Genomic DNA, 25,899 nt, shown 5'->3' on the forward strand with positions numbered 1-25,899 from the left:
CCCACCATCCGTTCAGGAACCGGCAGGGTAGGTTCCGCGTATGGCCGTTACGGTTCCGAATCAACGGACTAAGAAGCTCAGGACGATCGCCATGCTCAAGTCGCTGTCCCTCGCCGCTGCCGCGGCCGCCGCGCTGACCGCCGCCACTCCGGTCGTCGCCCAGTCGGCGCAGGATGAGGCGCGCTTCACCGCCGCGCAGCAGCGGTTCGACGCCGAACTGGCCCGCTATCGTGCCGAAGTGGATCGCTATCGCGCGTCGCGCGGCGGCTACACCGGCACCGGCGGCTATCGCGAGGCACCGGCCGCGAACTATTACAACAACAACAGCTACCCCGGCGATCGCGACGAGAACGGCTACGATCCGTCGCGCTATTATCGCAGCGGCGACAATTATCGCGAACGCGTGCTGAGCGCGGACGAGCGTGTCTATGCCGGCAATGACGGTCGCTATTATTGCAAGCGCAGCGACGGCACGACCGGGCTCGTCATCGGCGGCGCCGCGGGCGGCATTCTGGGCAATGTGATCGATGGCGGCCGCAGCCGCATCGTCGGCACCCTGCTCGGCGGTGCGGCCGGTGCGCTCGCCGGCAAGGCTATCGACCAGAACCAGTCGCAGGTCCGCTGCCGCTGAAGTTCACGGGGCGCGCCGACGACGGTGCGTCCCCTCACACCCCGTCACCCCGGACTCGTTCCGGGGTTCACCGGGCCGCTAGGGGGTGGCAGGAGGCTCAAACCACCCCCCTCGCCGCAGAGTGGACCCCGGAACGAGTCCGGAGTGACGGGGGAGTTTGCGTAAGCCGTAAGCTTCCCGAGCCTTACCCCAGCTCCACCGCCATCAGCGTCACGCCGACATACTTCTCCGCCTCGGGTTCAAACAGCGCACTCGGGCGGAAGGTGTTCGCGGTCAGCGTCGGATCGCCCAGGCCATCGAGCTTGAACGTGCCCAGTTTCTCCTCGCGCGGCGGCTTGCCATCACGCTCAACCGTGGTCGCATCGACGTAAATCTCGCCGTGCCGAGTGTAGAGGATGTGGGGGGCGATCGTAACCGCACCCTTGTTGTAGGTGGCGGTGACGGTCATCTGGCGGACGATGGCTTCGAACATCGTCGGCACCGGTCCGGTCGGCGCAGAGGGCTGGTTCATCCTCGCATCCATAATCGCTGATGCTGCATCGCAGCAAGACGCTTTACGCGTCCGTCATAGCGCAGTCAGCGATTCTGCGCGAGCAATCTGTCGAAGACGTCGATTTCCAACGGCTTCTTGAACTGGCAGCCGGCGAGATAATCGTCGGACCACATCACGTCGGCCGCGATCGTGCCCGCTTCGGGCAAGGTCAGCCAGATCGTGCTGCCCTTGGCCAGCGCGGAATAGGTTTGCAGGCGAACGCCGTGGATCGAAAGATCGACCACCTTGCACAAGGTGCGAGCGGCCTTGCCGATATGCGCATCCAACGAAACCGGCGCACGCGGGGAGCGGCGCCGGCCATTGGGTTCTGCAGGTTCGAACTCGGCGGCAAACATCGATCAAAGGTATCGCGTCGATGGTTAACGCCGAGTCAACGATCCAATCAGTTCTTGCGGAGCGTGAGACCGCCACCGAAGCGCTTGTTGAAGCGCGCGACCTGGCCGCCCGCGTCGAGCAGCTGACCACGGCCACCGGTCCAGGCGGGGTGCGCCAGCGGATCGATGTCGAGCTGCATCGTGTCGCCTTCCTTGCCCCAGGTGGAGCGGGTTTCGAACACGGTGCCGTCCGTCATCTGGACCTTGATCATGTGGTAGTCGGGGTGGGTATCTTTCTTCACGTCACACGCTCCGTATGCGGCTGGTTCCGACCAGCCTGAAAGGGAAGCGGCGCCCGTAACGGAGCGCCGCCGAAAAGTCAAAAGTCAGCGAAAGTCACACGCGTTACGCCTTGGGCGGATCGGCGATCATCGCAGTAAAATTAGCCTCTGCAACGACTTGCCCGCCGACCTTCGCAACACCTGCGAACTTGCAGACGCTGGACCGCTTCTGGACGAATTCGACCTCCAGGCGCAGCAGCACGCCGGGCTCGACGGGCTTGCGGAACTTCGCACCCTCGATCGCCATGAAATAGACGAGCTTGCCCGATCCGGCGAGGCCCAGGCTTTCGACCGCAAGCACGCCCGCGGCCTGCGCCAGCGCCTCGACGATCAGCACGCCCGGCATGATCGGACGACCGGGGAAATGCCCCTGGAAGAAGCCTTCGTTGATCGTCACCGCCTTGATCGCCGCGATCGACCGGTCGAGGACGATCTCCTCGACCCGGTCGACCAGCAGCATCGGATAGCGATGCGGCAGCGCCGCCATGACCCGCCCGATATCGAGCGGCCCCATGGTCTGTGCGTCTTCGCTCACCGACGCGGGTCCTTAGCGGCCCTGCGGGGTGCCGGCGGCCGGCGCAGCGGCCGGAGCCGGAGTGCCCGCCTGCTGACGGCGCTGGGCGTTCGCGTAGACGATCTGGCGATACTGCTGCAGCAGCTCGACGGTCTGCTGCTGCGGCTGCCAGTTGGCCGGCGGCGTGATCGAGACGGTCGGCGTCGTGCGATCGATCTCGGCGATGATGTCGCGCGTGATGTCGGTCGCCGGCGGTGCGTACTGGATCGCGTTCGGCGACAGCACCAGGTTGATCTTCTTCGCCGTCACGACCGCGCGCAGCGCCGGGTCATACTTGGCGACGATCTGTTCCAGCGCATAGGCCTGCGCCTTGATCGCGGGGTTCTGCGCGGCTTCGATGCCGGGCTGCGCGGCAGCCTGGGCGTCGCGCACCTGCTTGGCGATCGTCGGGTTCGATTCGGCCGCGGCGGCTTCCGCCTGGCTGATCTGGCCGTCCTTGTTGGCGTCGAGGATGCCACGCAGCTTCGTGTTCAGCGCGTTCTGCGCCGCAGCGGCCTGATCCAGCTGCGCCTTGTAGGTCGTGCCGATCTGCGTGTTGGCGGTTTCGAACGCCTTCGCGCTGAAGATCGCAGCGTCGGGCTGCGCCGTGGCGATGCCAGCGGTCTGCGCCGAGGCGCCACCGGCGAGCAGGGCGACCGAAGCCGAGGCGATCGCCACGGCGCACGTCTTGGTAATCGTCTTCATTAGAACTGCGTCCCTACGTTGAAGGTAATGAGCTTGGGATCGTCGCCCTTCTGGGTGACGAGCGCCTTGGCGAGGTCGATACGCAGCGGACCGAACGGCGACGTCCAGTTGACGCCGATGCCGATGCTGACGCGCGGCGTCGGGCTGCTGCCGTAATAGGTTTCCTTGAACGGCGAGATCGCCTGATCGAATGCGATGGTATTCGTCTCGCTGCCCGAACATGCGCCGCCCGCGACCGCCGAATAGCCGATCGAACAGGTCGTCGCACGCAGCGCCGGCGCGGTCGCGCCGTCCGGCGTGTAGGTGTTGTAATAGAGCTGGCGACCCGCCGAGTCGGTCAGCAGCCGCTGGATCGGCAGCACCGTCACGTTGCCCGCCGAATCGGTGATCGTCGGGAAGCTCGCGGTCGGCAGCGGCTTGGTCAGGCCCCACAGGCTGCCCGCCTGGACGTAGACCGAGGGACGCAGGCCCAGTTCGCGCGCGCCGGAGCCCAACGGGATCTCCAGCTCGGCGCGGACCAGGTAATAGGCACGGCCGCCCAGCGCGTCGTCGACGATCTGATCGCGATCGGTGACGAGGATCTGCTTGCCGTTCGCGTCCGTCGTATAGGCCTGACGCTGCACGCGCGGGCCGACGCCACGGATGTCGAAGCCGCGGAACTGCGGTTCACCGAGGTAGAAGCGATCGGTGATGCGGACGCTGTCGATGCCGGGGCCACGGCTCTTTTCCAGCGAATGGATATAGCCGCCCTCACCGACGATCGAGCCGATGAAGCCGCTGCCGACGTTCCAGAACTTCGACCCTTCGACGCGCGTACGGATATACTTCACGTCACCGCCCAGGCCCGCGAAGTCCTGGTTGAAGGCGAAGCGCTGGCCCGCGGTCGGACGCAGGCGGCTGTTGAGGCTGTCGTAGATCAGCGAGTAGCCGACGGTCGACGTCCAGCGGTTGCCGATTGCTTCGCAGAGGTAACGGCCCGCCTTCAGCGGATCGCAAACGCCGTTGGTGAAATAGGTCGCCGAATCGAGACCGACCTGATCGTAGGACAGGCCATAGCGGCCGGCGAGCGACCAATATTCGGTCAGCGGCACGCCCGCACGCACCTGGAACCCGGTCGACACCTGCGAATAGGTCGTCTGGCGCTGCGTGCCGATATAGTTGAACGAGTTGAAGTCGCGGCGGAACACGTCGACGCCGATCGCGACGTTCTTGTCGAACAGATACGGCTCGGTGAAGCCCAGCTCGACCGACTTCGAATAGGTCGAATAGTTCACGCCCGCGCGCAGCACCTGGCCCTTGCCGCGGAAATTGTTCTGCGTGATGTTCGCCTGGATGATGAAGCGTTCGAGGCTGGAATAGCCGACCGACAGCTGCAATTCGCCGGTGCTGCGTTCTTCCAGCGTCGTTTCCAGGACGACGCGATCGGGCGCGGAACCGGGGTTCTGCTTGATCTCCATCTTGTCCTGGAAGAATCCCAGGCTGTTGATGCGATCCTGGCTGCGCTTCACCTGGAAGCTGTTGAACGCATCGCCTTCCGCCAGACGGATTTCGCGGCGCACGACCTTGTCCTGCGTCTGCGTATTGCCGTTGATGTCGATCCGCTCGACATAGGTGCGCTGCGCCTGACCAATGTGGAAGTTCATCCCCATCGTCAGCGTTTCGGGATCGCGGCTGTAATCCGGCTGCACGTCGGTGAAGGCATAGCCGAACAGGCCGGCCGACTGGCTGAGCTGATCGATCGAATCCTCGACCAGCTTGGCGTTGTACCAGTCGCCCTTCTTGACCGGCAGCGATGCGGCGAGCTTCTTGTTGTCGAAGTCGCGGATCTCGCTGTCGACGGTGATATCGCCGAACTTGTAGCGCTTACCCTCTTCGACGACATAGGTGATGATGAAGTCGCGCTTGTCGGGCGTCAGCTCGGCGACCGCGCTGGTCACGCGGAAATCGGCATAGCCCTGCGTCAGATAGAATTGGCGCAGCTTCTGCTGGTCGTAGTTCAGGCGATCCTGATCGTAGGACGTGTTGGACGACAGCAGGCGGAACCAGCGCGATTCCTTCGTCGCCATCTCGCCGCGCAGCTTGCCGTCGCTGAACACCTCGTTGCCGATGATGTTGATCTGGCGGACCTTGGACTTCGGCCCTTCGTTGATTTCGAACACCACGTCGACGCGATTCTGGTCGAGGTTGACCATCTTCGGATTGACGACCGCGGCGAATCGACCCTGGCGGCGATACAGTTCCAGAATGCGGCTGACGTCCTGCCGCACTGCGGTGCGGGTGAAGATCTGACGCGGCGCGAGCTTGATTTCCTTGGTAATCTTGTCGCTTTTCAGCGCCTTGTTACCTTCCAGGATCACGCGGTTGATGATCGGATTCTCGCGCACCTTCAGCACGATGTCGCCGGTCTCGACGCCCTCGATCTGATATTGGACGAACAGGTCTGACGCCTGCAGATCCTTCAGCGCCTGGTCCAGCGTCTCCGCGGTGTACGGAATGCCGACGCGCAGCTTGGTGTACGACAGCACCGTTTCGGGCTCAATGCGCTGCGATCCCTCGACGCGCAGCGACTTGATCGTGCGCACGGGCGCCGGCGTGGCGGCGGGCGCCGTGGCCGCCTGTGCGCCGGTCGCGGGTGTCGTTGCCGGCGCTTGGGCCGGCGCCTGGGCCGGAGCGGCCGCCGTCTGCGCCATGGCGGGCACACCCGACAGCATGGTGCCGGCGAGCAGCGCGGCACCCAGGCCGGCGAACTTGGAACTTGTCATCGCTGTCACTCAACCCACCCCAAAAACGTCAGGATACCCACGTAACGTCGGGAACCGCAGCGCAACGCCCTGCCCCAACCCGGTCAGCCGATCAACCCGGCCAACCGCTGCCACAGACCAACCGCGCCCAAATCGTTGAACGTGACGATCAGCATCAACGCCAATACCGCGGCCAACCCGCCGCGAAATGCCCATTCCTGCACCTGAGGTTCGAGGGGACGACGCCGCACCGCTTCGATCGCGTAGAAGAAGAGGTGTCCGCCATCCAGCATCGGCACTGGCAGCAGGTTGATGAACCCCAGATTGATGGAGAGCATCGCGACCAGCCAGACGAACGCCGAAACGCCCAGCGCCATCTGCTCGCCGGAGATTTTGGCGATGCGGATCGGCCCGCCCAATTCGTCGATCGAACGGCGACCGCTGATGATCTGGCCGATCGTTTCCAGCGTGCCGCCGATGATCTCGCCCGTCATCCGCACACCGGCGATCGGCGCCTCGGCAAGGCTGACGGGGGCGAGCAAGGGATCGCCGCTCTGCAAGCCCAGCCGGCCGATGCGATATTCGTTGCCGAACCGGTCGCGCTGATGGACGGTGCCGATCGTCAGCGGCGTCTCGATATCGCGGCCGGCGCGCGCCACCGTCACCGTGACTTGCTGGCCCGGCCGGATCAGCGCGTAGCGCGCGAGGTCGGAGAAGGTGTCGACCCCGCGGCCGTCGAGCGCGACGATCCGGTCGCCTGCGCGCAGGCCCGCCTTCGCCGCCGCGCCGCCCTCCACCACCGCGCCGACGACGGCGGGGGTGCGATCGACGCCATAGCTATAGGCGAAGCCGGCGAGGATCAGCACCGCCAGGATCAGGTTTACCGCCGGCCCCGCCGCGACGATGATCGCGCGCTGCCACAGGGGCTTGGCCTGGAAGGTTCGCATCCGCTCCTCGGCGGGCAGCGACAGCCATGCCGCATCGGGCTGGCTCGCGGGGTTCATGTCGCCGGCGAAGCGGACATAGCCGCCCAGCGGCAGCCAGCCGAATTTCCAGCGCGTGCCACGAGAATCGGTGAAGCCCGCGATCTCGCGCCCGAAGCCGATCGAAAACGCCTCCGCCTTCACGCCGAAGACGCGGCCGGCGAGATAATGGCCCATCTCGTGAATGAACACGAGCGGCCCGATGGCGCACAGAAAGGCGAGTACCGCCATCAGAATACCGGGGGACTGGATCAAGCTGCGCAATCCTTCACGCGTGAACCTCTACACGCCCCCCAGTCCGGCCCGTGCTTCGGCCCCGAACCTGCTCGTCCGCTATCCGCCGTGCCTCGGCATCGACCGCCAGGACCGATTCCACCGTGGCGGGCGCCTGCGGGTCGTAACGCTCCAGCGTATCGGCGACGATTGCGGCAATTTCGAGGAAGCCGATCCGTCGCGCCAGAAAGGCGGCGACCGCCACCTCGTTCGCCGCGTTGAGGATCGCCGGGCGCGCGCCGCCCGCCTCCAGCGCCGCGCGCGCCAGTGCCAGCGCGGGAAAGCGCACCGGATCGCACGCCTCGAAATCGAGCCGGCCGATCTTGACGAGGTCCAGCGGCTCCATTGGCGTCGCCATCCGGTCGGGCCAGGCGAGCGTATGCGCGATCGGCACGCGCATGTCGCTGGGGCCGAGCTGCGCCAGCATCGACCCGTCGACATAATCGACCATCGAATGGATCACCGACTGGCGGTGCATCACCACCTCGATCCGGTCGTTGTCGACCGGGAACAGCCGCGCCGCCTCGATCAGCTCAAGGCCCTTGTTCATCATCGTCGCGCTGTCGACGCTGATCTTCGCGCCCATCGACCAATTGGGATGCGCGACCGCCTGTTCGACCGTCACGTCCGCCATCCGCTCCAGCGACCAGTCGCGGAACGGCCCGCCGCTGGCGGTCAGGATGATCCGCCGCACCCGCTCTGGCCGCGCGAAGTCGAAACATTGGTGGATCGCATTATGCTCGCTGTCCGCGGGCAGCAGCGTCGCGCCGGACGCGGCGGCGGCGGCGAGGATCACCTCGCCCGCCGACACCAAAGGCTCCTTGTTGGCGATGACGACGGTGCCGCCATGCGCGATCGCCGCCATCACCGGCTCCAGGCCGGCACAGCCGACGATGGCGCCCATCGTCCAGTCCGCGCCCGCCGCAGCATCGCAGATCGCCTGCCGCCCGCCCGCGGCTTGCGTGCCCGTCCCCGCCAGCGCCGCGCGCAGATCGGGCAGGCAGCTTTCGTCCGCGACGACGGCCACTTCCGCCTTCGTGCGGATCGCGGCGGCAGCGAGGTTGGCGACATCGCAATTGGCGGTCAGCGCGCGGACGCGGAACCGGTCCGGCTCACGCTCGACCAGATCGAGCGTCGATGTGCCCACCGATCCGGTGGCGCCCAAAATGGTGACGGTCTTCATGCAGGAAATCCCAGCGGCACCACGACGAGCAGCGCCGCGATCGGCAGCACCGGCACCACGCCATCCAGCCGGTCGAGCACGCCGCCATGGCCGGGGATGACGCTACCCGAATCCTTCACGCCCGCGCGGCGCTTCAGATGGCTTTCATACAGGTCGCCCGCCTGCGCCAGGATCGCGAGCACCGGCGTCGCCGCCACGAAGCGCAGCGGCAGCAGATAGACGCGGCTCATCACGAGTGCGAGCACGGTCGCCGCGACGATCCCACCGATCAGCCCGGCCCAAGTCTTGTTAGGGCTGATCGCGGGCGCCAGCTTCGGCCCGCCGATCGTCCGTCCGGCGAAATAGGCGCCGATATCGGTCGCCCAGACGAGGCTCAGCGCCCACAAGGCGTTGCGCAGGCCATCGGGCTCATGCCGGATCAGCAGCAGCGCATAGATCGGCAGTCCACAATAGAGGACGCCCAGCGCCAGCGCCGGGCGCCGCGTGACGATGCCGAGGAAGAAGAAGGCACCGGCCAACAGCCCGAGCGCGAAGAAATTGGGACCGGCCGCGATCGGGCACATGATCGCCAGCGGCACGAATAGGACATATTGGCCCAGCCGCTTGGTCTGCGGCGGCGCGCCGTTCAGCTCGCTCCATTCGGCCATCATGAACACGCCGATCACCGCAGCGAGCAGCCAGAGCGCAAAGCCGCCGAACGCCAGCGCGACCAGCGCGACGGCGATCATGCCGACACCGGTCACCGCGCGCACGGCCAGGTCCGACGGGCGCTTGCCCGGGGCGGCGTCGCTCACAGGCCGCCGTAACGCCGCTGGCGCTGCCCGAATGCGGTCACCGCATCGGCCAACGTGTCGCCGTTGAAATCGGGCCACAGTGTCTCGACGAACAGCAGCTCGGCATAGGCCGCCTGCCACAACAGGAAATTCGACAGCCGTTGCTCGCCCGACGATCGGATGACGAGGTCGAGCGGCGGCAGGTCCGCGGTCTGCAACTCCGCCTCGATATGCTCGGGCGTAATCGATGCAGGGTCGATCTCTCCCGCCGCCGCCCGCGCCGCCAGCGTCTGCGCCGCCGCAACCAGTTCGGCCTGCGACCCGTAATTGAGGGCGATCACCAGCACTGGGCCGGTGTTGCCCGCGGTCTTGGCGATCGCATCGTCGACCAGTGCGACGAGATCGGGCGCGAACCGGCGGTAGTCGCCGATGATGCGCAGCCGGACATTCTCTTCGACCAGCTCGGCGAGATCGCTGCGGATGAACAGCCGCAGCAGGCCCATCAGCGCGCCCACCTCTTCCTCCGGCCGGCGCCAGTTTTCCGAGCTGAACGCATAGAGCGTCAGCGCCTCGATCCCCATCGCGCGCGCGGCGCGGGTGACGCGGCGTACCGCCTCCACCCCCGCCTTGTGCCCGGCCACGCGCGGCAGGTGCCGGGCCTTCGCCCAGCGGCCGTTGCCATCCATGATAATCGCAACATGGCGCGGCACGAGGCCGGTGTTCGGAACCGCCGAGAGGAGGGGTGCGCTGCTCACGCGGACACTCCCGAAGGAGTGCCGGGCCGCTCATGCCCCCGGCATGAGCTAAACAGCTGGCGCTGTTTGCCCGTCACTTACCCAAAATTTCCTTTTCCTTCGCCGCCGCCGCCGCATCGACATCAGCGATCGTCGCGTCGGTCAGCTTCTGCACCTCGGTTTCGTGGCGCTTGCGCTCGTCCTCGCTGAACACGCCCTTCTTCTCATCGGTCTTGAGGTTGTCCATGCCGTCGCGGCGGACGTTGCGCACCGCGATGCGCGCGCCCTCGGCATACTTGCCGGCGAGCTTAGCGAGTTCCTTGCGGCGCTCTTCGGTGAGGTCCGGGATCGGCAGGCGCAGCGTCTGGCCGTCGTTGATCGGGTTGAGGCCCAAGCCCGCCGAGCGGATCGCCTTTTCCACCGGCCCGACGTTCGACTTGTCCCACACCTGGACCGAGATCATGCGCGGCTCCGGCACGGAGACGGTCGCGACCTGCGTCAGCGGCATGTGGCTGCCATAGACCTCCACGGTGACGGGATCGAGCAGCGCGGTCGATGCACGGCCGGTGCGCAGACCGGCCAGGTCGTGCTTCAGCGCTTCGACGGCACCCGCCATGCGGCGCTCGAGATCGGACTTGTCATAGGCAGCCATGGGTTACTCCACTTCCTTCTGCACGACCGTCGAGACGCCCTCACCGCGCAGCACCGCGGCGAAATTGCCGTGTTCGCGGATGTTGAAGACGACGATCGGGATGTTCGAATCACGGCACAGCGCGACGGCGCTGGCATCCATGACCTTGAGATTCTGAGCGAGCACCGTGTCGTAACTGACGGTCGCGAACCGCGTGGCGCTCGTATCCTTCTTGGGGTCGGCGTTGTAGACGCCATCGACGCTGGTGCCCTTGAACAGCGCGTCGCAATTCATTTCGGCCGCGCGCAGCGCCGCACCCGAATCGGTGGTGAAGAAGGGCGAGCCGACGCCGGCGGCGAAGATCACGATCCGCCCCTTTTCCAGGTGTCGCATCGCGCGGCGGCGGATGAAGGGTTCGCACACCGACGACATCGGGATCGCCGACTGCACGCGCGTCTCGACGCCGATCTGCTCCAGCGCGTTCTGCACCGCGAGCGCGTTCATGACGGTCGCGAGCATGCCCATATAATCGCCGGTCGCGCGTTCCATGCCGCGTGCCGCACCGGAAATGCCGCGGAAGATGTTGCCGCCGCCGACGACGATGCACAGCTCATAGCCCTGCGCCTTCACGTCGGCGATTTCCTCGGCGACGCGTGCGGTGACGGTGGGGTCGATCGACAGGCCACCGCCCTCCCCCATCAGCACTTCGCCGGACAATTTCAACAAGATGCGTTTGTAGCGCGGCGCGGGGCTCATGGGGTCCTATCGCATGGGGGAGAAAGCGGCCGGACCTTAGGCGCACATCCGCGCCGGAGCAACCGTCGCCGCGCGGCCCCCGCGTGAGGAAATGGTGCAGAGGCACGTCGCCGGCCGACGGATGGTGCAAAGGCTGAACCTGCGTTGACGAAGGGGTTCAGCAGATTTCAGGCTCTGCTCGCGTATCGCCGGGGTCATGGACAGGCTGACCCAGTGGCTGAAGACGATCTGGCGCCGTTTCCGGCGTGCGTCGGAAGCCGCGCGCGAATCCCCGCGCCGTCCTCCGCAGAAACCCGCGCGCCGCGCACCGCGTCGCTTGCGACGCCGGCGCCCCCGCTCGCGATAGGAGCGCCATTTTTCATGTCGATTTGCCGTGGCAAACCCCTCAACCCCTAGACGAGGCTGCGCTTCGGCACTCGAGCGGCCGCCCCCTCCAGTCCATATTTGACTCACCTTTCGATGTTGCTATTGCGAAGCGTAGTCAATTGGGGGCGGTAGTGAAGTATCTATATCTGACCATCGTGGGCGCGCTGTTGGGAACGACGGCCGCGTCTGCGCAGACCGCTCCGCCTCGACAGGACGAGGCCAATGTCGACGACATCGTGGTCACGGCACAGCGGTCGCGCAGCGATATCGTCGCGTCGGGCCATCAGGTGACCACGATCGATCAGAGCCAGATCGAACTCGCCCGATCGGCGTCCGATACGCTGGCGACCATCCTTGCCAAGACCGTGCCGGGCCTCGCCGATTCCAGCCGCACGATCACCGATTTCGGCCAGACGCTGCGCGGCCGCGGCGCGCTGATCCTGGTCGACGGCGTGCCGTACAACACGAACCGCGACAGCGCCCGCGGCCTCATCGGCCTCGAACCCTCCGACATTGCGCAGGTGCAGGTTCTGCGCGGCAGCAGCGCAATGTACGGCAGCGGGGCGACCGGGGGCATCATCTCGATCAACACCCGCCCCGCCGGCGGGCCACTGCGGGCGGAGACGGTGCTGGCGGGCACCGGATCGCTCTCCAACCTGACCACGGACAGTCTGGGGGGCCGGGTGCAGCAATTCGTCTCGGGCTCGGCGGGCAGCTTCGACTTCATCGTCAACGGCGGCTATCAGCGGATCGGCGGCGGGTTCGACGGTAACGGCAACCGTCGCGCGCCCGAACCCAGCCAGGGCGACCTGTTCGACAGCAACGTGTGGAACGTCGGCGGCAAAGCCGGGCTGCGGTTCGGCGGAGCCTATGTCCAGCTGTCGGCCAGCCATTATCGCGCCGATCAACATACCGATTTCGTATCCGACCCGGCGGTCGACCGCCTGCCCGCCGGCACCGCCGCCGCCCGCCCCTTGCGCGGGATTCAGCTCGCCAACCAGAACCAGCTCTACAACACGGTGCTGACGGCCAACCTCGCCGCGCGCGATGTCCTCGGCAGTCGGCTGACCGCGCTCGGCTATTACCGCGACTTCTTCTCGCGCTACACGCCATTCGATGCGCGCGGCATCGCGACGCGTGGGCGCAACGTCGATCAGGTGACGCAGAACAGCCGGGTCTTCGGCGGCCGCCTGACGATCGAAACACCGCTTGGGGAGCGCAGCTCGCTGACCTGGGGCGGCGACCTTACCCATGAACAGAGCGACATGCCGCTCGATGTGTTCGACCCCGTTGCGTATGATGCGAGCCGGGGGCTGGTGTTCAACCGGATCGCGACGCTCCTCTACATGCCGAAATTGACGACGCTGACCTATGGCGGCTTCGTCCAGGCGCAGCACCGGTTCGCCGACTGGCTCGCGGTCGAAGGGGGCGCCCGCTACGACCGTGTCCGCGCCCGCTTCGATGCCTTCGTCCCGCTCTCGCAATCGCGTGCGGCACGGCCGGGCACGATCCCCGGCGGCACCATTTCCTATGGCGCCTGGACCTTCAACGGCAGCGCGACGGTGACCCCGGTCGCGGGGCAGGATTTTTTCGCGACCTTTTCGCAAGGCTTCCAGTTGCCCGATATCGGGCTGCAATTGCGCAACGCGACCCTCGGCTTCAACATCCGCAATTCCGACCTGCAGCCGGTCCGGATCGACAGCTATGAAGTCGGCTGGCGTGGCCGGTTCGGTCGCGCGCGCATGACCGCATCCGCATTCCGCACCACGTCCGAACTGGGCGATGTGCAGAGCCTCAACAACGGCCTGATCCTGGTGCGCACCGCCGAGCGCATCCGCGGCCTCGAGGGATCGCTCGACGTCGGCGACCCGACCGACCGCGTCCGGGCCGGCGCGACCGCGACCTGGATTCGCGGCCGCGAACGCCCCGCCAATGCCGCCGCGTCGCGCCCGATGACCGGCTATCGCATCCCCCCGCTCAAGGTCACCGCCTATATCGAGGTCACACCCGTCGACCGGCTCGACATCCGGTTGCAGGGGCTGCTGTCGGGCGACCGCGACTATCGGCTGAACGGCGTGCAGAGCTTCGGCCGCCGCAAGGTCGAACAATATGCGGTGTTCGACCTGACCAGCCGCTGGCGCCCGACCGACCGGGACACGATCACAGCGGGGATCGAGAACCTGTTCAACACCCAATATTTGCCGGTGTACAGCCAGCTGCTGCGCAGCAACCTCAACAGCAGCCGCGTGCCCGCCAACGGCGCCACGCTGACGATCGGCTACCGCCGCAACTGGTGAGCGTATCGCCTGACGGACCTGGCAGCGGGCATCCGGCGCCGCGCGAACCGATGACGCCCGCGTCGCCGCTCCGCCGGCGTCAGAAGCCGACGATCAGGTCCGCACTGGCAAGCCACTGACCGCGCCGCGTCCCGCCATCATAGGGGCGCGTCCCGTTCAGGGATCGGTCGTAGCGGATCTCCGGTCGAACCGTCACCGCGACACGGCGGCTGTTGAGCGCCGCGGGGCGGTACGAGACGCCGGCGGTCACCGCGCCATAGGTCGTCGGCGGCGCGGTGTAGATCAGCGCCGGCACGCCACGGATCGCGTCGGCGAAGGCCGTGTCGGACCCGTATGTGACGACGAACGCGCCCTGCGGATCGCGCAGCGCATCGAGGCGCAGATTGGCCGACCATTGCGGGTTGATCGAGTGCAGCACATAGGCCGTCGCGCCATAGGCTTCCGCGTTCAGCCCGTCGTCGCGCAGGTAATTCGCCTCCCCCGCCACCGTCGTGCGGTCGTCGATCTTGTAGGTCGCCGTGACGTCGTTCCACCAGCGCATCGCCCGGTTCGCATTGGGCAGGGCCAAACGCGAATTTTCCGGTCCGAAGCGCGTCATCGCCAGGACCGTCAGGCGATCGCCGGCCAGATGGCTCAGGCTGACCCCCAGATAGCCCGCTGCGGCACCGTTGTTGTCCGACCTGCCGGGAACCACCTCGTTCCCCGCATCGATGCCGGCGATGACGTCCAGCTGGGGGCTGACATGCACCGTCGCGATCGCCCCCACCGTCTGGAACGCCAGCAGGTAATTGGTGACGTAGGACAAGGTGTAGAACGGGCGCGTCGAGGGATCGAGCCCTTCATATCCCATCAGCCCCGGCGACAGCCCCAGCTTGAAATCGACGCCGCCCGGCGTCAGCACCGGCGTGTGGACCACGACATTGGCCTGCGTCAGGATGAACTGATAGCGGCCGGTGAACGTCCGATCGAACAGGCCGATGGTCGGCGAATAGCGCGCGTCGGTCCCGAACAGCCCCTGCAGATTGAAGCCCACGTCCACCCGCGGGCCACCCGCGACCGGGCGCGCGATCGTTCCCAGCACCTGGTTGAGCAAGGGGCGGTTCGCGCGGTCGGCGAACTCCTGTCCGAAGTTCACGCCGTTCGCCGGATGGACGGGATTGGCCGCGATGCTCCCCTCGACCTGCAACGCATAGGTGATCGCTGGATGCTCGCGCGACGATAGGGTGTCCGCCGGTGCGTCGGGCGCCACCGGATCGGCATCCGGCACCCGCGCCAGCGGTTGCGACGTTTGCGGCGCGCCGACGCCGTCGGCAGCTTGCGCGAGCGCCGGCGTCGGCGCGATCAATGCCGTGCTGGCGCACAGGCTGAGGAAATGGATCGTCTTCATCGCTCGTTTCACAAGGCAGGGGCAGCCGGATGGCGCGCCGGCGCGCGGCTCTCCTCGCGTCGCCAAAGACGGCGCGGTGGATGCGCAACCGGCCGCCGTGCCGGCTGCCGTGGTCGTCGGATCGGATGATGGGAAGCGGAGGCCCGGCCGAGCCTCCGCCGCCCCAGGCAGCGGTTCAGCTGGCGAGACGCAACGGAACCGACGCGCGCGCGGCCCCTGCCGCCGCATAGCCGCCATGGGCCAGCCGGAAGTGCGCGATCAGCTCGCCCAATTCATCGGCCTGCCCGGCCAGGCTGCGCGCGGCGGCGGTCGCTTCCTCCACCATCGCGGCATTCTGCTGCGTCGTGGCGTCCATCTCGCTCACCGCGATGTTGATCTGCGACAGGCCCATCGCCTGCTGCTCGGCCGCCGTCGCGATCTCGCTGGCCAGACGGCTGATCTCGATGATTCGCCCGGTCAGGCGATCGAGCACCTTGCGCATCTCGCCGACCGCATCCACGCCGGTGCCGACCTGCGCCGTGCTCGTGGTGATCCGCGCCTTGACGTCGCCCGCCGCATCCGCCGATCGCTGGGCCAGCGCGCGCACCTCGCTCGCCACCACGGCGAACCCCTTGCCGGCCTCACCCGCACGGGCGGCTTCCACCCCGGCATTCAGCGCCAGCAGGTTGGTCTGGAACGCGATGCCGTCGATGACGCTGATGATCTCGGCGATCTCGTCGGACGATTTTTCAATATCGCTCATCGCGATCACCGCCCGCCCGACGACCGTATCGCTCAGCGTCACGTCCGCGCGGGCCGCCTCGACGACGCTGTTGGTCTCACGCGCCGCCGCCGCGGTGGTGCGGACCTGCGAGGTAATTTCGTCCATCGCCGCCGCGGTTTCCTCAAGGCTAGCGGCCTGCTGCTCCGTCCGGCGCGACAGGTCGTCCGAGGCGGTGCTGATCTCGCCCGAGCCCGTCCGCACCTCCACCGCATTGCTCGCGACCGCGGACAGCGTCGTGCCGAGCTTGTCGATGGCGGCGTTGAAGTCGACGCGCACCCGATCGTAGTCGCCGTTGAACGGCTGGTCGATCTGCGCGGTGAGATCGCCCGCCGCGACCTTCTTCAGATGGGCGCCCAATGTGGACACGACGAACGCCTGATCCTGTTCCGACCGGCGCTGCGCGATGGCGTTCGCCCGGAACACCGCCACCGCCTTGGCCATCCGGTCGATTTCGGACGACACGATGGCGCGGACCGGCGGCTCCTCCAGATTGCCGTTGGCCAGTTCGTTCATCTCGCCCGCGATCGCATCCAGCGGTTCGCCGACGATCCGGTTCGCGGTTCGCCGCAGCACGATGATCAGTCCGCCGATGATCGCGATCGCCGCGATCAGCAGCGTCAGTTCTGCCTGACGCGCATCCGCCATCACCGCGCTCATTGGTAGATCGACGCGGACGAACCACGCGCCCTTGATGCCCTTGAAGTGGATCGGCGTCTCGATGCGCAGCACGTCGCCCAGCGCCGGGTCCGACGTCCGGCCGATGCTGCCCATGCTGGCCGGCGCGGGCTTGCCCAGCAGCGCCGCATTGCGATTGTAGACGAAGGTGCCCTTGTCGGTGACGACGGTCGCCGTCCCGCCGAACGGGACGACCACCTTGTCCAGCCGATCGCGCAACGCGCTCAGCGCGATGTCGGCGGTCACGATCCCGATCGGCTTGCCCTGCTCCATGATCGGTTCCGCGATCGTCGTCATCAGCACGTCATGGCCTTCGACCGCGTAGATATAGGGCTCGATCAGCACAGTGTGCCGTGCGCGCATCGGCATCAGGTAATAGTCGCCCGGCCCTTCCTTGGCGTAATCCTTCAGCGGCTCCAGCGACACGCGATCGCCCGCCCGATACAGATAGGGCAGGAACCGGCCCGTCTTGTCCGATCCCTTGCTGTCGACGAAGGCCGCATCGCGATTGTCGAACGCGCCGGGTTCCCATCCGGTCGACATGCCGAAGATCTGCGGGTTGCCCCGCACCTCCGATCGCAGCATTTCGATATGCGCGTTGCGATCCACCACGCCTTGCTGGCGCAGCGACTGCATCGCGACCAGCGCCGAATGGACCAGCCCGATGGGACGTTCGAATTCGCCTTCCGCGCTGGATGCGATCTGCTTCGCCACGATCAGACCGGTCTCCGACGCGCGTTCCCGCGCCGCGCGGTCGATCAGCACACCCGTCGTCGCCGATCCCAGGCAGACGAAGACGGCAACCGCGATGGCGCCCCGAATGCTGATCATCGTCGCCAAAGATCGTAACGCTCGCATATTTCCCGCCATGTCTTGCTTCGTTGGCGACGGCTTAGGTCCCGATTGTATAATTTTTGGTTCATCATGTTCAAAATGGACATCAGATAAGGCGCGACGCCGTCGCGCTGACATTCGCCGCCACCGGCAAGGGACGCGCGGGCTGGTGTTCAAACGCGACCTCGCATCCAAGGCGCGCGGGCCATCCGTCACGCGCACGCAACCGCAAAAAGCGTCATCCGACACGACACGAACCGCGCGCACGGGGCACGCAGCCGCATACGCGAACTGTGCCCAGCGGGCACCGCGATTGCCGTGCTTCTGAAAAGGAGAATGTCTTACCGCGGCTGCGATTCAGGCCCCAAAATCCGCCTAAGCTGTTACAGTGCTTAGGGGATTGGGAAACGGTGGTGCCCCTGGCCGGACTCGAACCAGCATGCCTTGCGGCGTTCGATTTTGAGTCGAATGCGTCTACCAATTTCGCCACAGGGGCAGCGAAGACAGGGCGCCTAGCGGGTCATGCCGCGCACCGCAAGGGTATCGCGGCTCACCGCGGCAAGAAAGCGCATCAGGCCGTCGGCGCGCGTCGTCGATAGCTCAACGCCTCGGCAACATGGACGCGCCCCACGTCGTCCGCGCCAGCCAAATCGGCGATGGTGCGCGCGACGCGCAGCACGCGGGTGTAGCCACGCGCCGACATACGCGTCGCTTCGGCGGCCTGCGCGAGCAGGCGGCGGCCGGCTTCGTCGGGGGTTGCGACCGCGTCGAGCAACGTGCCGTCCGCCTCGGCGTTGGTCCGCGGCGTCTGCCCCGCATAGCGTGCGCTCTGGATCGCGCGGGCGGTCGCGACGCGCGCGGCGACCTCGGCCGATCCTTCCTCGGGCGGCGGCAGGACGAGGTCGGCGGCGCTGACCGCAGCAACCTCGACATGCAGGTCGATGCGGTCACGCATAATTACCCTTTTCAAGAGCGAACTGTCGAAACCGCAACGGGCTCCCCTCTCATGAACGCTGCCAGCGACTCGGGCGTAGTATCGCTCAAGCCTTCCGCAACCATGGCGTGCTGCCACTTGACCACAGCGGCCATCATGCCGGGTTGGTTGTAGTGAGGCCCGACGATCTCCCCCCATAGCTCTACCTCGCGCAGCGTGACCGCGCGGGCGCTCCACATGATTTCGGCAGACCTGACGATCGAGCGGGCAACGCCCTCGTCGATCACCTCGTTGGAAATGCTCCAATGCCGCTTCGCCAAGCAGTCGGTGTAGAAGCTCACCTGCTTGAGGGCGTCCAGAATGGCGGTGTGTTCGGCGTCCGCGTCAACGCCTGCTGCCAAGCCCTGCATGGTCCGGGCACCCTGCCCCACCAGTTGCGGGATGATCCACCCGGCATTCTTTGCACGGTGGCTGCGATACTCGCGCCATGCCGCCTTCACGTCGGCGGGATCGCTCACGAGGGCGAGGCGCTTGAGGATGATGACCTTCCCCCGCTCCTCCATGGAGAGGATCGCCAGCGCCGTGGCGGACGGGTAGCGCCCTGCCTCCAGCAAGAGCTTGGCGTCATCAAGCAAACGGAGGGCGTTCGCCTGTGCAGCGGCGATGCCCTCCGTGATCTGTGCGGGCGTGAGTGGTCCCGCATATGGTTGAAGGTGCGACTTCAGGCGCAAATGTCCCGCAAGGCGTCGAATGAAAGCGGCGCGGCTTGCCCCGCCTGCACGTAGCCGTAGAACTTCTCATACATGCGGCGGTAGTGCGGAAGCGACGATTGTGTGTGGCTGTTGAGGTTCACGCCCTTACGGCTCTGCTCAAATTCGCCAAGCTCCTCGATCATCGTCCGGGCGACGCCGTAGTGCGGATCGTTGTTGCCATCGAAGCCGTGCCACTGATTGTAGTGCCAGACCTTGGCTTCTTCAGCTTCCGCCCCGGTGAGCTTGGAAATCGAGCTTTCGATAATACCGAACATCCACAAAATGTCTGTCGTTTCCTTCACCACCTCATCAGACGGTGCCTCGCTCTCGAAGATGCCGGAATATTTGCGCCGGAGCGCCCAACCGTCATTGTTGATCACGAGCGACTTGACCAGCTTTGGATCAAGCTCCCGATCGAGCTTGAGCGCTTCCATCACTTCCGCCAGCATCACTGCGATGAGGCGTTCACCGTCCGTCAACTTCATCGAACACTCCCTGTTGTCCACGCGGGAATGTTGGGGCTGCTTCCTTGTTCTTCAAGCGAAATGAAGCCGATCACGGCTAACCGGGCGCAAAGGTCTCCCGCAACCATTCCGCAAAGGCAGCTTCTTCCTCCGAGGTCATCTGGGTTCGCTCATCAAGGTAGTGAAGGCGGTAGAAGTCAAAGGCGCGTGACCGGCGTTCTTCCGGGTCTTTCGTCGCTGCTGCCACTTCCGCGCTCAAGATGATCGTCTGGAGATAGAGAATCGCGTTCTCGATCTTGCCCACCCACATCAGGGCAACCCCAATTGCATGAGGGTGATCCAGTGCTCGGCATCGAAGCCGTGCGGAAGGTTGATCGCATGGATGTGCCAGTAATATTCCCTTCCCCGGATGGTGCGAGGGGTGCCGTTGAAACGGTGGGCATGATGGACAATCGAGATCGTTCGCTCGCTCTCGATGTAGACCAAGGCGTCACCAAATAGCCCTGTGAGGATCACTTCACCTTCGGTGTTGTGAAAGCGGGTGCTGTCGTTCTCGTCTCGAATCCAGATTTTCATGCCTCGATCCCCTTTCGGCGACGCCACGCGGCCTTCGCCCGATCCGAGCGAAGCTGCGTCTCCCGCTTGCGCGTCCAGTAGGCCGCGACCGCCGCCTCCATGATCGCGGCGACTTCTGCCGGGGTGATGGTCTCGGGATTGATCATGCAACCCTCCACGAGAAACCGGCCACCATCCATGCGTAGGTGCGGGTGAGGTGTTCGGTGATCTGCTCGTCCACGAAGCCATCCGGGGCGTCGTTGGGGTGGTCGCCCCACCAATCGAGGGTGACCGTGGTGGGAAGGCCGGTCTGCTCACCGTCATCATCCCACGCGATGTCTTCAACGATCAGTTTCGCAGTGGTGGGCTCGTTCATCGTGCGGCCTCCGCCTCGAAGGCTTCCACGAGCGTCTTTGCTTCCCGGTAACGATTGCGCTGCGCGGCGATCGACAGTCGGGCAATGGGGTGGAAGGTCTCGCGACCTACGTTTTCCCATTCGAACCGCGATAGCGCGATGACACGGGGCTGGTGGGTAAAACCACAGGTGCCGGTAGCCGTCTTTCCCGCCCGCTCGCGGACGATGCCGCCACGGGCACCGCCGTTCCATTCGATGAAGTTGGGGTTCACCTCACCGTCCATCATGAACGCGGACGCGGTGAAGGTGATGCCGTCCACCACCTTGGTGCTGCCATATGCCGCGAGCTTGCGGCGGTTCTTGTCAGTCATAGGTCATAGCTCCGCCATGCTGGCGAAGGTGACCCGCCAGTCAGGTAAATTGATTTTCAGGTTGGTGGGTGATCAGGCGTCCGCCCGTTCGCTGTGCGGCCATCGCCCCATCTGATCGCGGTTGGCATCCCACCAGCCCTTCACCGCCGCTTCATCGAAGTGACCGATCCGGGTTGGTGCGGGGAAGTTCCGCGCTGCGCGCCAGCGATAGAAGGTCGATCGTGACGCACCTGTGAGGGCGAGGATGTCTTCGACGCTCATTTCCCGAACCGGATCGTGAACAAGTCGGCGTCCGTCTTGTCGCTGAAGGATATGGAGGTCACGTCCGCCCACCAGCCTGACACCAAGATTTCAGCGTAGGCCGAGACCTTGATCAGGTATTCTCCCGCGCACTGATCGAGGAACTGATCCAGCGCTTCCGCACGATCGAGTTCAAAGCAGTGCGACACACCATCTTCGGTGACCGGCTCGTAGAACTCAATCGCCGGAACTTCCACGACAAAGGCGAGCGGGGTGTCACCGTGTCCGTCGAGAAAATCCGCGTAATAATAGTCGGTGCCGTCGCTGCCTTGGCACTCACCTTCCTGCGCCAGCGCCTTGGTAATCAACATAGTCGCTCATCCCGTTCATCATTGCGATGACGGGTAGTCTCATGAGACTCCAAATCTGACAAGCAAATTCCGACCGAACTGTGCAAAAACCGAACTGTGTAGTCTATAGTCAATTATAGAACAACTTCCGGTAGCGCCTTCGTGCTGCGGAGCGTCTCACACTTTTCCAATACGTCAAGTTTTTCTGGTTTCGGGCTGCTTGAGGCTGGTTAACCAAGTTCAAGAAAATCGCGTCAAGCCCGAATCACTCGCGTTAACCTCGCAATTCGCGGGCTCGCGTGATCCAGTCTCCGAGATCGGGATCGCGGGTCACGTCGGCGAGATCATAGCCCCTCGCGAGAAACCGTTTCTCGGCAGTGGACTTCGCGTCGTTGCAGTCGGTGCAGGCGGGGGCGAGGTTCGCGGGATCGTCGGTGCCACCCAAGGCTAACGCCACGACATGATCGAGCACAGTAGCGCCCCGTATAAGCCCCGTGGAGCGGCAGTAGACGCATAGCGGGTGCTCGGACAGCAAACGCTCCCGAAGCCGCCTGTAGGCCCTGCTTCGGTCCCGTAGGGCATGGGAGCCGCCCTGCTGGGCGCGGGGGTGCTTGGGGCGGCTGGAGAAGGTCCGGGGCTTGTCTGGCATCCGGTATTTACGCTGCTTGCGCTCCGCACGTCGCCCGGTAGGATTGCTGCGCGTGCTTGAACACATGCCCCCTCCGCCTCTCGTGAACAGGTGGTGGAGGGGTTATCCGCCGTGATCGCGAGCCCACCGGGCGAGCCGCTGTAGCTCCCGGAGATCGTCCAGATGAAGGATCGCCAGCGGCTTGGCGCGGTCGTGTTGAACCACCGCCACAGGCATCAGGCCATCGCCGCGTTCGGCTTGGTCGATCGCCGCGTAGGCTTTGGCGAAGCCGTTGGCGTGGGCCTTGGCCTCATAGCTGTAGGGGTGAACTCGTTTTGCAGCCGGGGTGAGGATAATATCCGCGCCGCTGCTCCCCATCGGACAGGGCAGCACGTCGGCGGGATCGAGGTCCGGGTTGTCGGCGCGGATCGCGTCCCGGAGCTTGTTCTGTAGGCGGCACGCCTTGGCCTTGGCCGATCGGATAGAGCACTTGCGAGTTGTCGTCATCGCTTATTTACAGCGATTGAGCGTAACGAGCGAAGTCCACGGCAGTATGGGTGTCGTTTACTTCGGCGAAGCCGAGTTTTCCCCCGATAAGAGCATGTCCTAATTAATACTCTTACGACATGTCGTTATCGGGGGAAAACTAATGTCGGAAATCCGCCACTTCTTCCATTTCTGTCATTTCGTTCATATTAGATCACGTCGTAGTTCGGCTTGTTGCGCGTGACCCTTGATCAATACTGACAGCACCTGACCACCGCGAGTATAAATAAAAACGTGGCGGGTAGCTTCGGAAGTCATGAGCCGAGGTGATGCGTGGTTCCTTCATCGACCCGCCACACAACTTCAAGGAACCAGCGAAGGAACCGATGACCGACTACACAGACTCTTTCCGCGTCTTCGACGCATACGCGGGTCGCCTCACCACCCGCGAAGTGAACCAGTTGAAGGCGGCGAATGCCACCTCCTGCGACTTCATCACCCACGTCGTGCGCCCGATGCTGCACAACAGCACCAGCTATATCAGCCTCTCCGAGGACAAGCAGCGCTCCCGCCATGGCGACTATTCGGCGGAGATCGCGCGCTCACCCTCCGACCGCGACTTCCACCTGTTCCAGTTTTTCACCAACCCACTGCTCAACGTCGCGAAGGATGACGAGCTATACAACCGCCCGTCCCAGCGTGTGGCGCTGTGCGACAACGTGGTGTTCACCTTCGAGTTCGACTCCAAGGAAATCGATTTCTTCAAGCAGACCCTCTCGTGGTTCCGCTGCACGAAGAAGCCCACTGATAGCGCGATCGGACGGTTCCTTGCGGAGCTTCGTGCAGACTACGCCGACTGCCGTGGGCTGAACGTCACCTATTCGGGCGGCAAGAGCTTCCACCTCCACTTCGTGTTCAACACCGATCTGCTGCGCCGACATGCCGGTCCCTTCACGTCGATCCGCGACGGCTTCGAAGCGACGTGGCTCCGCCTGTGCGATCGGATCAGCAAGTCGCCGATCCTCGGCATCCCTGCCGGGATCACGCCCGACGCCTCGATCCGCTTCCCGGACAGCTTCCGCCGCCTGCCGCTCGGAATGCGCCGAGTGGAGAAGGAAGGCCACTTCTTCGACGCACCCGTGGGCTCGTGGGTGCCGCAAGCGGTCATGTGGGAAGCGATCTATGACCGCGCCGCCAAGGGCTGCGCCAACGCCTCCATCTTCGACGTGGCGGACTTCCTGCAAGCCAAGCAGGTGTTCCGCAAGTCGCGTGCCCGCATCAAGTCGCCTGCCCAGCTTCTCGGGGACAGCGCGCTTCTCGATCACCTCACCCGATCGATCGAGCGCTACTTTCCCAAGGGCACCTACCCGGAGTTTCACCACTTCGGCGAGAGTGGCGGTGAGATCGCGGCCTATTTCAGCAACTCGCCGCTGGACGATACCCCGGACAGCATCATCAAGATGCACTACTCGTCCGTGTTCCTCGTGGGCACGGGTGCCGACACGATCGAAACCAAGTCACTCCCCCGCGACCTTGGCGACATGATCGAGGAATGGACGGCAGACTTCGACGCCCGACTCAACGCGGTCGATCGCGAGCGCACGCCCGAAGAACAGCGCTTCGCTCAAGCGGCTACCACCCACGCAGCGGCGATCAGCGGGATCGGCACGATCCTGCGCGACAAGATCGCCAGCGCGGGCAATCACTGGATTTGCGCCCCGGAGGGCATTTCCAAGTCGCGGTCGCTGTTCGAAGCCACGGGACCGGCTGTGGACGATCTCCACGAACACTTCCTCCCCACCGCCACCATGTATGCGTTCGCCACCTACGCGCTCGCGAAGGAGAAGTGTGCCGAGTTTCGGGCATCACAAAAGGCGCTGCACAGCCGGGAGGGTGCCCGCCGCAACAAGCGAAAGCTCGTCCCCATCGTGCTCAAGAGTTTTTCGCGGGCCTACAAGGACGCCTGCACCGCCCTGTCGCTGCGCGAGCTTACGATCGGCGATGCCGTCAATGGCGGCTACAACAGCCATATCGAGGCGATCACCGATCTCCAGCCCGATGCGCTGGCGGCAGTCCACGCCTACTTCCGCCGCAAGCGTTCGCTGGTGACGGGTGGCGTTCCCGTGATCTTCACCGTCCATGACGTGGCGCACGAGTGGCACAAGAACACCCACACCCGCCGCATGTTCTCCGCCGCCTTCTGGGGCGCGGACAAGACCAACCTGTTCAACCGGTGCCGCGAGGACACCGCACTCGGCATCTTGATCCATGACGAGATCACCGCCTCTAACCTGATCACCATGGTGCCACAGGCGACCCGCGAGTGGGTGGAACGCCTGCGCCTCGATTCATCGGCGTGGGCAAGCTCGGCAGGTTCGTTGCTGGATCGCTGGACCAGCTTCAACAGCGTCTCCGCCGTCTCTCCCGCCCCGGTGACCTTCAACGAGGCAAGCAAGCTCGCGGCGGTCACGTCGTGGGACAGCACCGTGGTGACCGCCTACAGTGGCGAATATGGCGAGCCGCGCGAGGATGATATCTACGCGGCGACCGCTGGCAACGAGTGGTCGATCAAGCGCGCAGACTGGTTCAAGACCGCTCGCACCACCATCGTGCTCACCACGGAAGCCGTCCCCACCGCCCTCGCTCGCCATCTTGGTGACCCGTGGGTGGTGACGGAGCTTGATACGCCGTTCCTCAACCGGGACACGGTTCGCACCCGGCTGTTCGATCGCCTCACCAGCGCCAAGCTCGCCGATGTGGTCGCAACGGAACGCGAGACCTACCAAGCCGCCACCGGGGCGGAGCTACAGTGTATCTCCAACAAGGCGGCGACGGTCGCGCAGACCACCACCCACAAGACGGCGAAGGGCTCAAACGCCTACATCGGCAAGCCGGTGCTCCAAACCATGGTGATGGTGCCTCCCGCCCAATACGAGATCGGCGAGGTGCTGAACGCCCTCACGGGGCGCACCGACATGGTAATGCTCGCCCATCTGGACGAGTTTAACCAGTCGGCGGGACGCAACCTTGGCTTCCGCTTCCGCCCCGGTGCTGAACACCATCTGGTGATCAACCGTCGCCTCTACCTGCTGCTCGCCAACTCGTGCCTCGCTCGCTCCCGTTACCAGATGGAGCCGGTGGTCGGGCGTCACGATCGCCGTGCAGCATCCAAGGATAAGACTTCCCCGGCGCTCCGCGCATTGCGCGACAAGCTCAAGCAAGCGGCATGATTACTGACCGGCAAATCACCCCTCGTGTATAAATAAACATG

General features: G+C 65.1%; 28 protein-coding genes, 1 tRNA gene and 1 pseudogene. 3 read left to right on the forward strand and 27 right to left on the reverse strand.

Annotated elements, in window-relative coordinates:
- Positions 1-91: 91 nt before the first annotated feature.
- On the forward strand, positions 92-631 hold the full coding sequence (locus tag SPHME3_RS0115350) for a glycine zipper 2TM domain-containing protein (RefSeq protein ID WP_017978427.1): 540 nt from the start codon (positions 92-94) through the stop codon (positions 629-631).
- A 184-nt stretch (positions 632-815) separates the two neighbouring features.
- Here SPHME3_RS0115350 and SPHME3_RS0115355 read toward each other — a convergent pair whose 3' ends face one another.
- The 12 genes from SPHME3_RS0115355 to pyrH all read right to left on the reverse strand — a co-directional run bounded on the left by SPHME3_RS0115355 (position 816) and on the right by pyrH (position 11,171).
- The gene (locus tag SPHME3_RS0115355; RefSeq protein ID WP_017978426.1) at positions 816-1,142 is read right to left on the reverse strand and encodes a WYL domain-containing protein; all 327 of its coding nucleotides are present in this window, start codon (positions 1,140-1,142) and stop codon (positions 816-818) included.
- Positions 1,143-1,207: 65 nt separating this feature from the next.
- Positions 1,208-1,519 (reverse strand): PilZ domain-containing protein, encoded by a 312-nt coding sequence (locus SPHME3_RS0115360; RefSeq protein WP_017978425.1) that lies wholly within the window; start codon positions 1,517-1,519, stop codon positions 1,208-1,210.
- A 47-nt stretch (positions 1,520-1,566) separates the two neighbouring features.
- Positions 1,567-1,800, reverse strand: a complete 234-nt coding sequence (gene rpmE / locus SPHME3_RS0115365) for a 50S ribosomal protein L31 (protein ID WP_024310513.1) — start codon at positions 1,798-1,800, stop codon at positions 1,567-1,569.
- Between the two features lie 103 nt (positions 1,801-1,903).
- The gene (fabZ, locus tag SPHME3_RS0115370) at positions 1,904-2,353 is read right to left on the reverse strand and encodes a 3-hydroxyacyl-ACP dehydratase FabZ (RefSeq protein WP_018251026.1); all 450 of its coding nucleotides are present in this window, start codon (positions 2,351-2,353) and stop codon (positions 1,904-1,906) included.
- A gap of 33 nt (positions 2,354-2,386) precedes the next feature.
- Positions 2,387-3,097 carry an OmpH family outer membrane protein gene (locus SPHME3_RS0115375; protein WP_017978422.1) on the reverse strand — a complete coding sequence of 237 codons (711 nt, stop codon included), beginning with the start codon at positions 3,095-3,097 and terminating at the stop codon, positions 2,387-2,389.
- A complete protein-coding gene (gene bamA, locus SPHME3_RS0115380) occupies positions 3,097-5,859 on the reverse strand; it encodes an outer membrane protein assembly factor BamA (protein ID WP_017978421.1) in 2,763 nt (920 codons plus the stop codon). Before bamA ends, SPHME3_RS0115375 begins: the two co-directional genes overlap by 1 nt.
- A gap of 83 nt (positions 5,860-5,942) precedes the next feature.
- Positions 5,943-7,076 carry a M50 family metallopeptidase gene (locus SPHME3_RS0115385; RefSeq protein WP_024310512.1) on the reverse strand — a complete coding sequence of 378 codons (1,134 nt, stop codon included), beginning with the start codon at positions 7,074-7,076 and terminating at the stop codon, positions 5,943-5,945.
- A gap of 13 nt (positions 7,077-7,089) precedes the next feature.
- Complete coding sequence (locus tag SPHME3_RS0115390; protein WP_017978419.1) at positions 7,090-8,277, reverse strand: 1-deoxy-D-xylulose-5-phosphate reductoisomerase; 1,188 nt, start codon at positions 8,275-8,277, stop codon at positions 7,090-7,092.
- Positions 8,274-9,071, reverse strand: coding sequence for a phosphatidate cytidylyltransferase (locus SPHME3_RS0115395; RefSeq protein WP_017978418.1), 798 nt, complete (start codon positions 9,069-9,071; stop codon positions 8,274-8,276). Before SPHME3_RS0115395 ends, SPHME3_RS0115390 begins: the two co-directional genes overlap by 4 nt.
- Positions 9,068-9,805, reverse strand: coding sequence for an isoprenyl transferase (locus tag SPHME3_RS0115400; RefSeq protein ID WP_020486453.1), 738 nt, complete (start codon positions 9,803-9,805; stop codon positions 9,068-9,070). The genes SPHME3_RS0115395 and SPHME3_RS0115400 overlap by 4 nt, the downstream gene beginning before the upstream one ends.
- A 73-nt stretch (positions 9,806-9,878) precedes the next feature.
- Positions 9,879-10,436: a ribosome recycling factor gene (gene frr, locus SPHME3_RS0115405; protein ID WP_017978416.1), complete on the reverse strand. Its 558-nt coding sequence runs from the start codon at positions 10,434-10,436 to the stop codon at positions 9,879-9,881.
- A 3-nt stretch (positions 10,437-10,439) separates the two neighbouring features.
- The gene (gene pyrH, locus SPHME3_RS0115410; protein ID WP_017978415.1) at positions 10,440-11,171 is read right to left on the reverse strand and encodes a UMP kinase; all 732 of its coding nucleotides are present in this window, start codon (positions 11,169-11,171) and stop codon (positions 10,440-10,442) included.
- A gap of 497 nt (positions 11,172-11,668) precedes the next feature.
- Here pyrH and SPHME3_RS0115415 point away from each other — a divergent pair, with 497 nt between their 5' ends.
- Positions 11,669-13,834, forward strand: coding sequence for a TonB-dependent receptor (locus SPHME3_RS0115415; RefSeq protein ID WP_017978414.1), 2,166 nt, complete (start codon positions 11,669-11,671; stop codon positions 13,832-13,834).
- Positions 13,835-13,913: 79 nt separating this feature from the next.
- Here the strand turns inward: SPHME3_RS0115415 and SPHME3_RS0115420 are convergent, their stop codons facing one another.
- From SPHME3_RS0115420 to SPHME3_RS20485, 15 genes and pseudogenes are all read right to left on the reverse strand, one after another.
- On the reverse strand, positions 13,914-15,221 hold the full coding sequence (locus SPHME3_RS0115420) for an outer membrane beta-barrel protein (RefSeq protein ID WP_017978413.1): 1,308 nt from the start codon (positions 15,219-15,221) through the stop codon (positions 13,914-13,916).
- Positions 15,222-15,396: 175 nt separating this feature from the next.
- Positions 15,397-17,490, reverse strand: a complete 2,094-nt coding sequence (locus tag SPHME3_RS0115425; protein ID WP_018251027.1) for a methyl-accepting chemotaxis protein — start codon at positions 17,488-17,490, stop codon at positions 15,397-15,399.
- 414 nt (positions 17,491-17,904) lie between these two features.
- Positions 17,905-17,989, reverse strand: a tRNA-Leu gene (locus SPHME3_RS0115430).
- Positions 17,990-18,064: 75 nt separating this feature from the next.
- A pseudogene (locus tag SPHME3_RS0115435) lies at positions 18,065-18,496 on the reverse strand (magnesium chelatase subunit ChlI family protein); the annotation flags it as partial.
- On the reverse strand, positions 18,460-19,158 hold the full coding sequence (locus SPHME3_RS0115440; protein ID WP_018251029.1) for an AbiV family abortive infection protein: 699 nt from the start codon (positions 19,156-19,158) through the stop codon (positions 18,460-18,462). The gene SPHME3_RS0115440 and the pseudogene SPHME3_RS0115435, both read right to left, overlap by 37 nt.
- Positions 19,149-19,664 (reverse strand): YfbU family protein, encoded by a 516-nt coding sequence (locus SPHME3_RS0115445; RefSeq protein ID WP_018251030.1) that lies wholly within the window; start codon positions 19,662-19,664, stop codon positions 19,149-19,151. The genes SPHME3_RS0115440 and SPHME3_RS0115445 overlap by 10 nt, the downstream gene beginning before the upstream one ends.
- 76 nt (positions 19,665-19,740) lie before the next feature.
- The gene (locus tag SPHME3_RS0115450) at positions 19,741-19,953 is read right to left on the reverse strand and encodes a hypothetical protein (RefSeq protein WP_018251031.1); all 213 of its coding nucleotides are present in this window, start codon (positions 19,951-19,953) and stop codon (positions 19,741-19,743) included.
- On the reverse strand, positions 19,953-20,219 hold the full coding sequence (locus SPHME3_RS0115455) for a hypothetical protein (RefSeq protein WP_018251032.1): 267 nt from the start codon (positions 20,217-20,219) through the stop codon (positions 19,953-19,955). The genes SPHME3_RS0115450 and SPHME3_RS0115455 overlap by 1 nt, the downstream gene beginning before the upstream one ends.
- Entirely contained in the window at positions 20,216-20,365 is a 150-nt protein-coding gene (locus tag SPHME3_RS21140) for a hypothetical protein (protein WP_018251033.1), read from the reverse strand. The genes SPHME3_RS0115455 and SPHME3_RS21140 overlap by 4 nt, the downstream gene beginning before the upstream one ends.
- On the reverse strand, positions 20,362-20,574 hold the full coding sequence (locus tag SPHME3_RS0115465) for a hypothetical protein (RefSeq protein WP_018251034.1): 213 nt from the start codon (positions 20,572-20,574) through the stop codon (positions 20,362-20,364). The genes SPHME3_RS21140 and SPHME3_RS0115465 overlap by 4 nt, the downstream gene beginning before the upstream one ends.
- Positions 20,571-20,924: a hypothetical protein gene (locus SPHME3_RS0115470; RefSeq protein ID WP_018251035.1), complete on the reverse strand. Its 354-nt coding sequence runs from the start codon at positions 20,922-20,924 to the stop codon at positions 20,571-20,573. The genes SPHME3_RS0115465 and SPHME3_RS0115470 overlap by 4 nt, the downstream gene beginning before the upstream one ends.
- Positions 20,925-20,996: 72 nt before the next feature.
- The gene (locus tag SPHME3_RS0115475; protein ID WP_018251036.1) at positions 20,997-21,185 is read right to left on the reverse strand and encodes a helix-turn-helix transcriptional regulator; all 189 of its coding nucleotides are present in this window, start codon (positions 21,183-21,185) and stop codon (positions 20,997-20,999) included.
- Entirely contained in the window at positions 21,182-21,535 is a 354-nt protein-coding gene (locus SPHME3_RS0115480; RefSeq protein WP_018251037.1) for a hypothetical protein, read from the reverse strand. The genes SPHME3_RS0115475 and SPHME3_RS0115480 overlap by 4 nt, the downstream gene beginning before the upstream one ends.
- 253 nt (positions 21,536-21,788) lie before the next feature.
- A complete protein-coding gene (locus SPHME3_RS21715) occupies positions 21,789-22,229 on the reverse strand; it encodes an HNH endonuclease (RefSeq protein WP_081614873.1) in 441 nt (146 codons plus the stop codon).
- Between the two features lie 36 nt (positions 22,230-22,265).
- On the reverse strand, positions 22,266-22,649 hold the full coding sequence (locus SPHME3_RS20485; protein ID WP_018251039.1) for a hypothetical protein: 384 nt from the start codon (positions 22,647-22,649) through the stop codon (positions 22,266-22,268).
- Positions 22,650-23,014: 365 nt separating this feature from the next.
- Between SPHME3_RS20485 and SPHME3_RS20210 the strand changes: the two genes are divergently transcribed.
- Positions 23,015-25,858, forward strand: coding sequence for a hypothetical protein (locus tag SPHME3_RS20210; protein WP_145957859.1), 2,844 nt, complete (start codon positions 23,015-23,017; stop codon positions 25,856-25,858).
- Positions 25,859-25,899: the final 41 nt, after the last annotated feature.

The organism is Sphingomonas melonis DAPP-PG 224 (assembly GCF_000379045.1).
In the GTDB taxonomy this organism is placed as follows: domain Bacteria; phylum Pseudomonadota; class Alphaproteobacteria; order Sphingomonadales; family Sphingomonadaceae; genus Sphingomonas; species Sphingomonas aquatilis.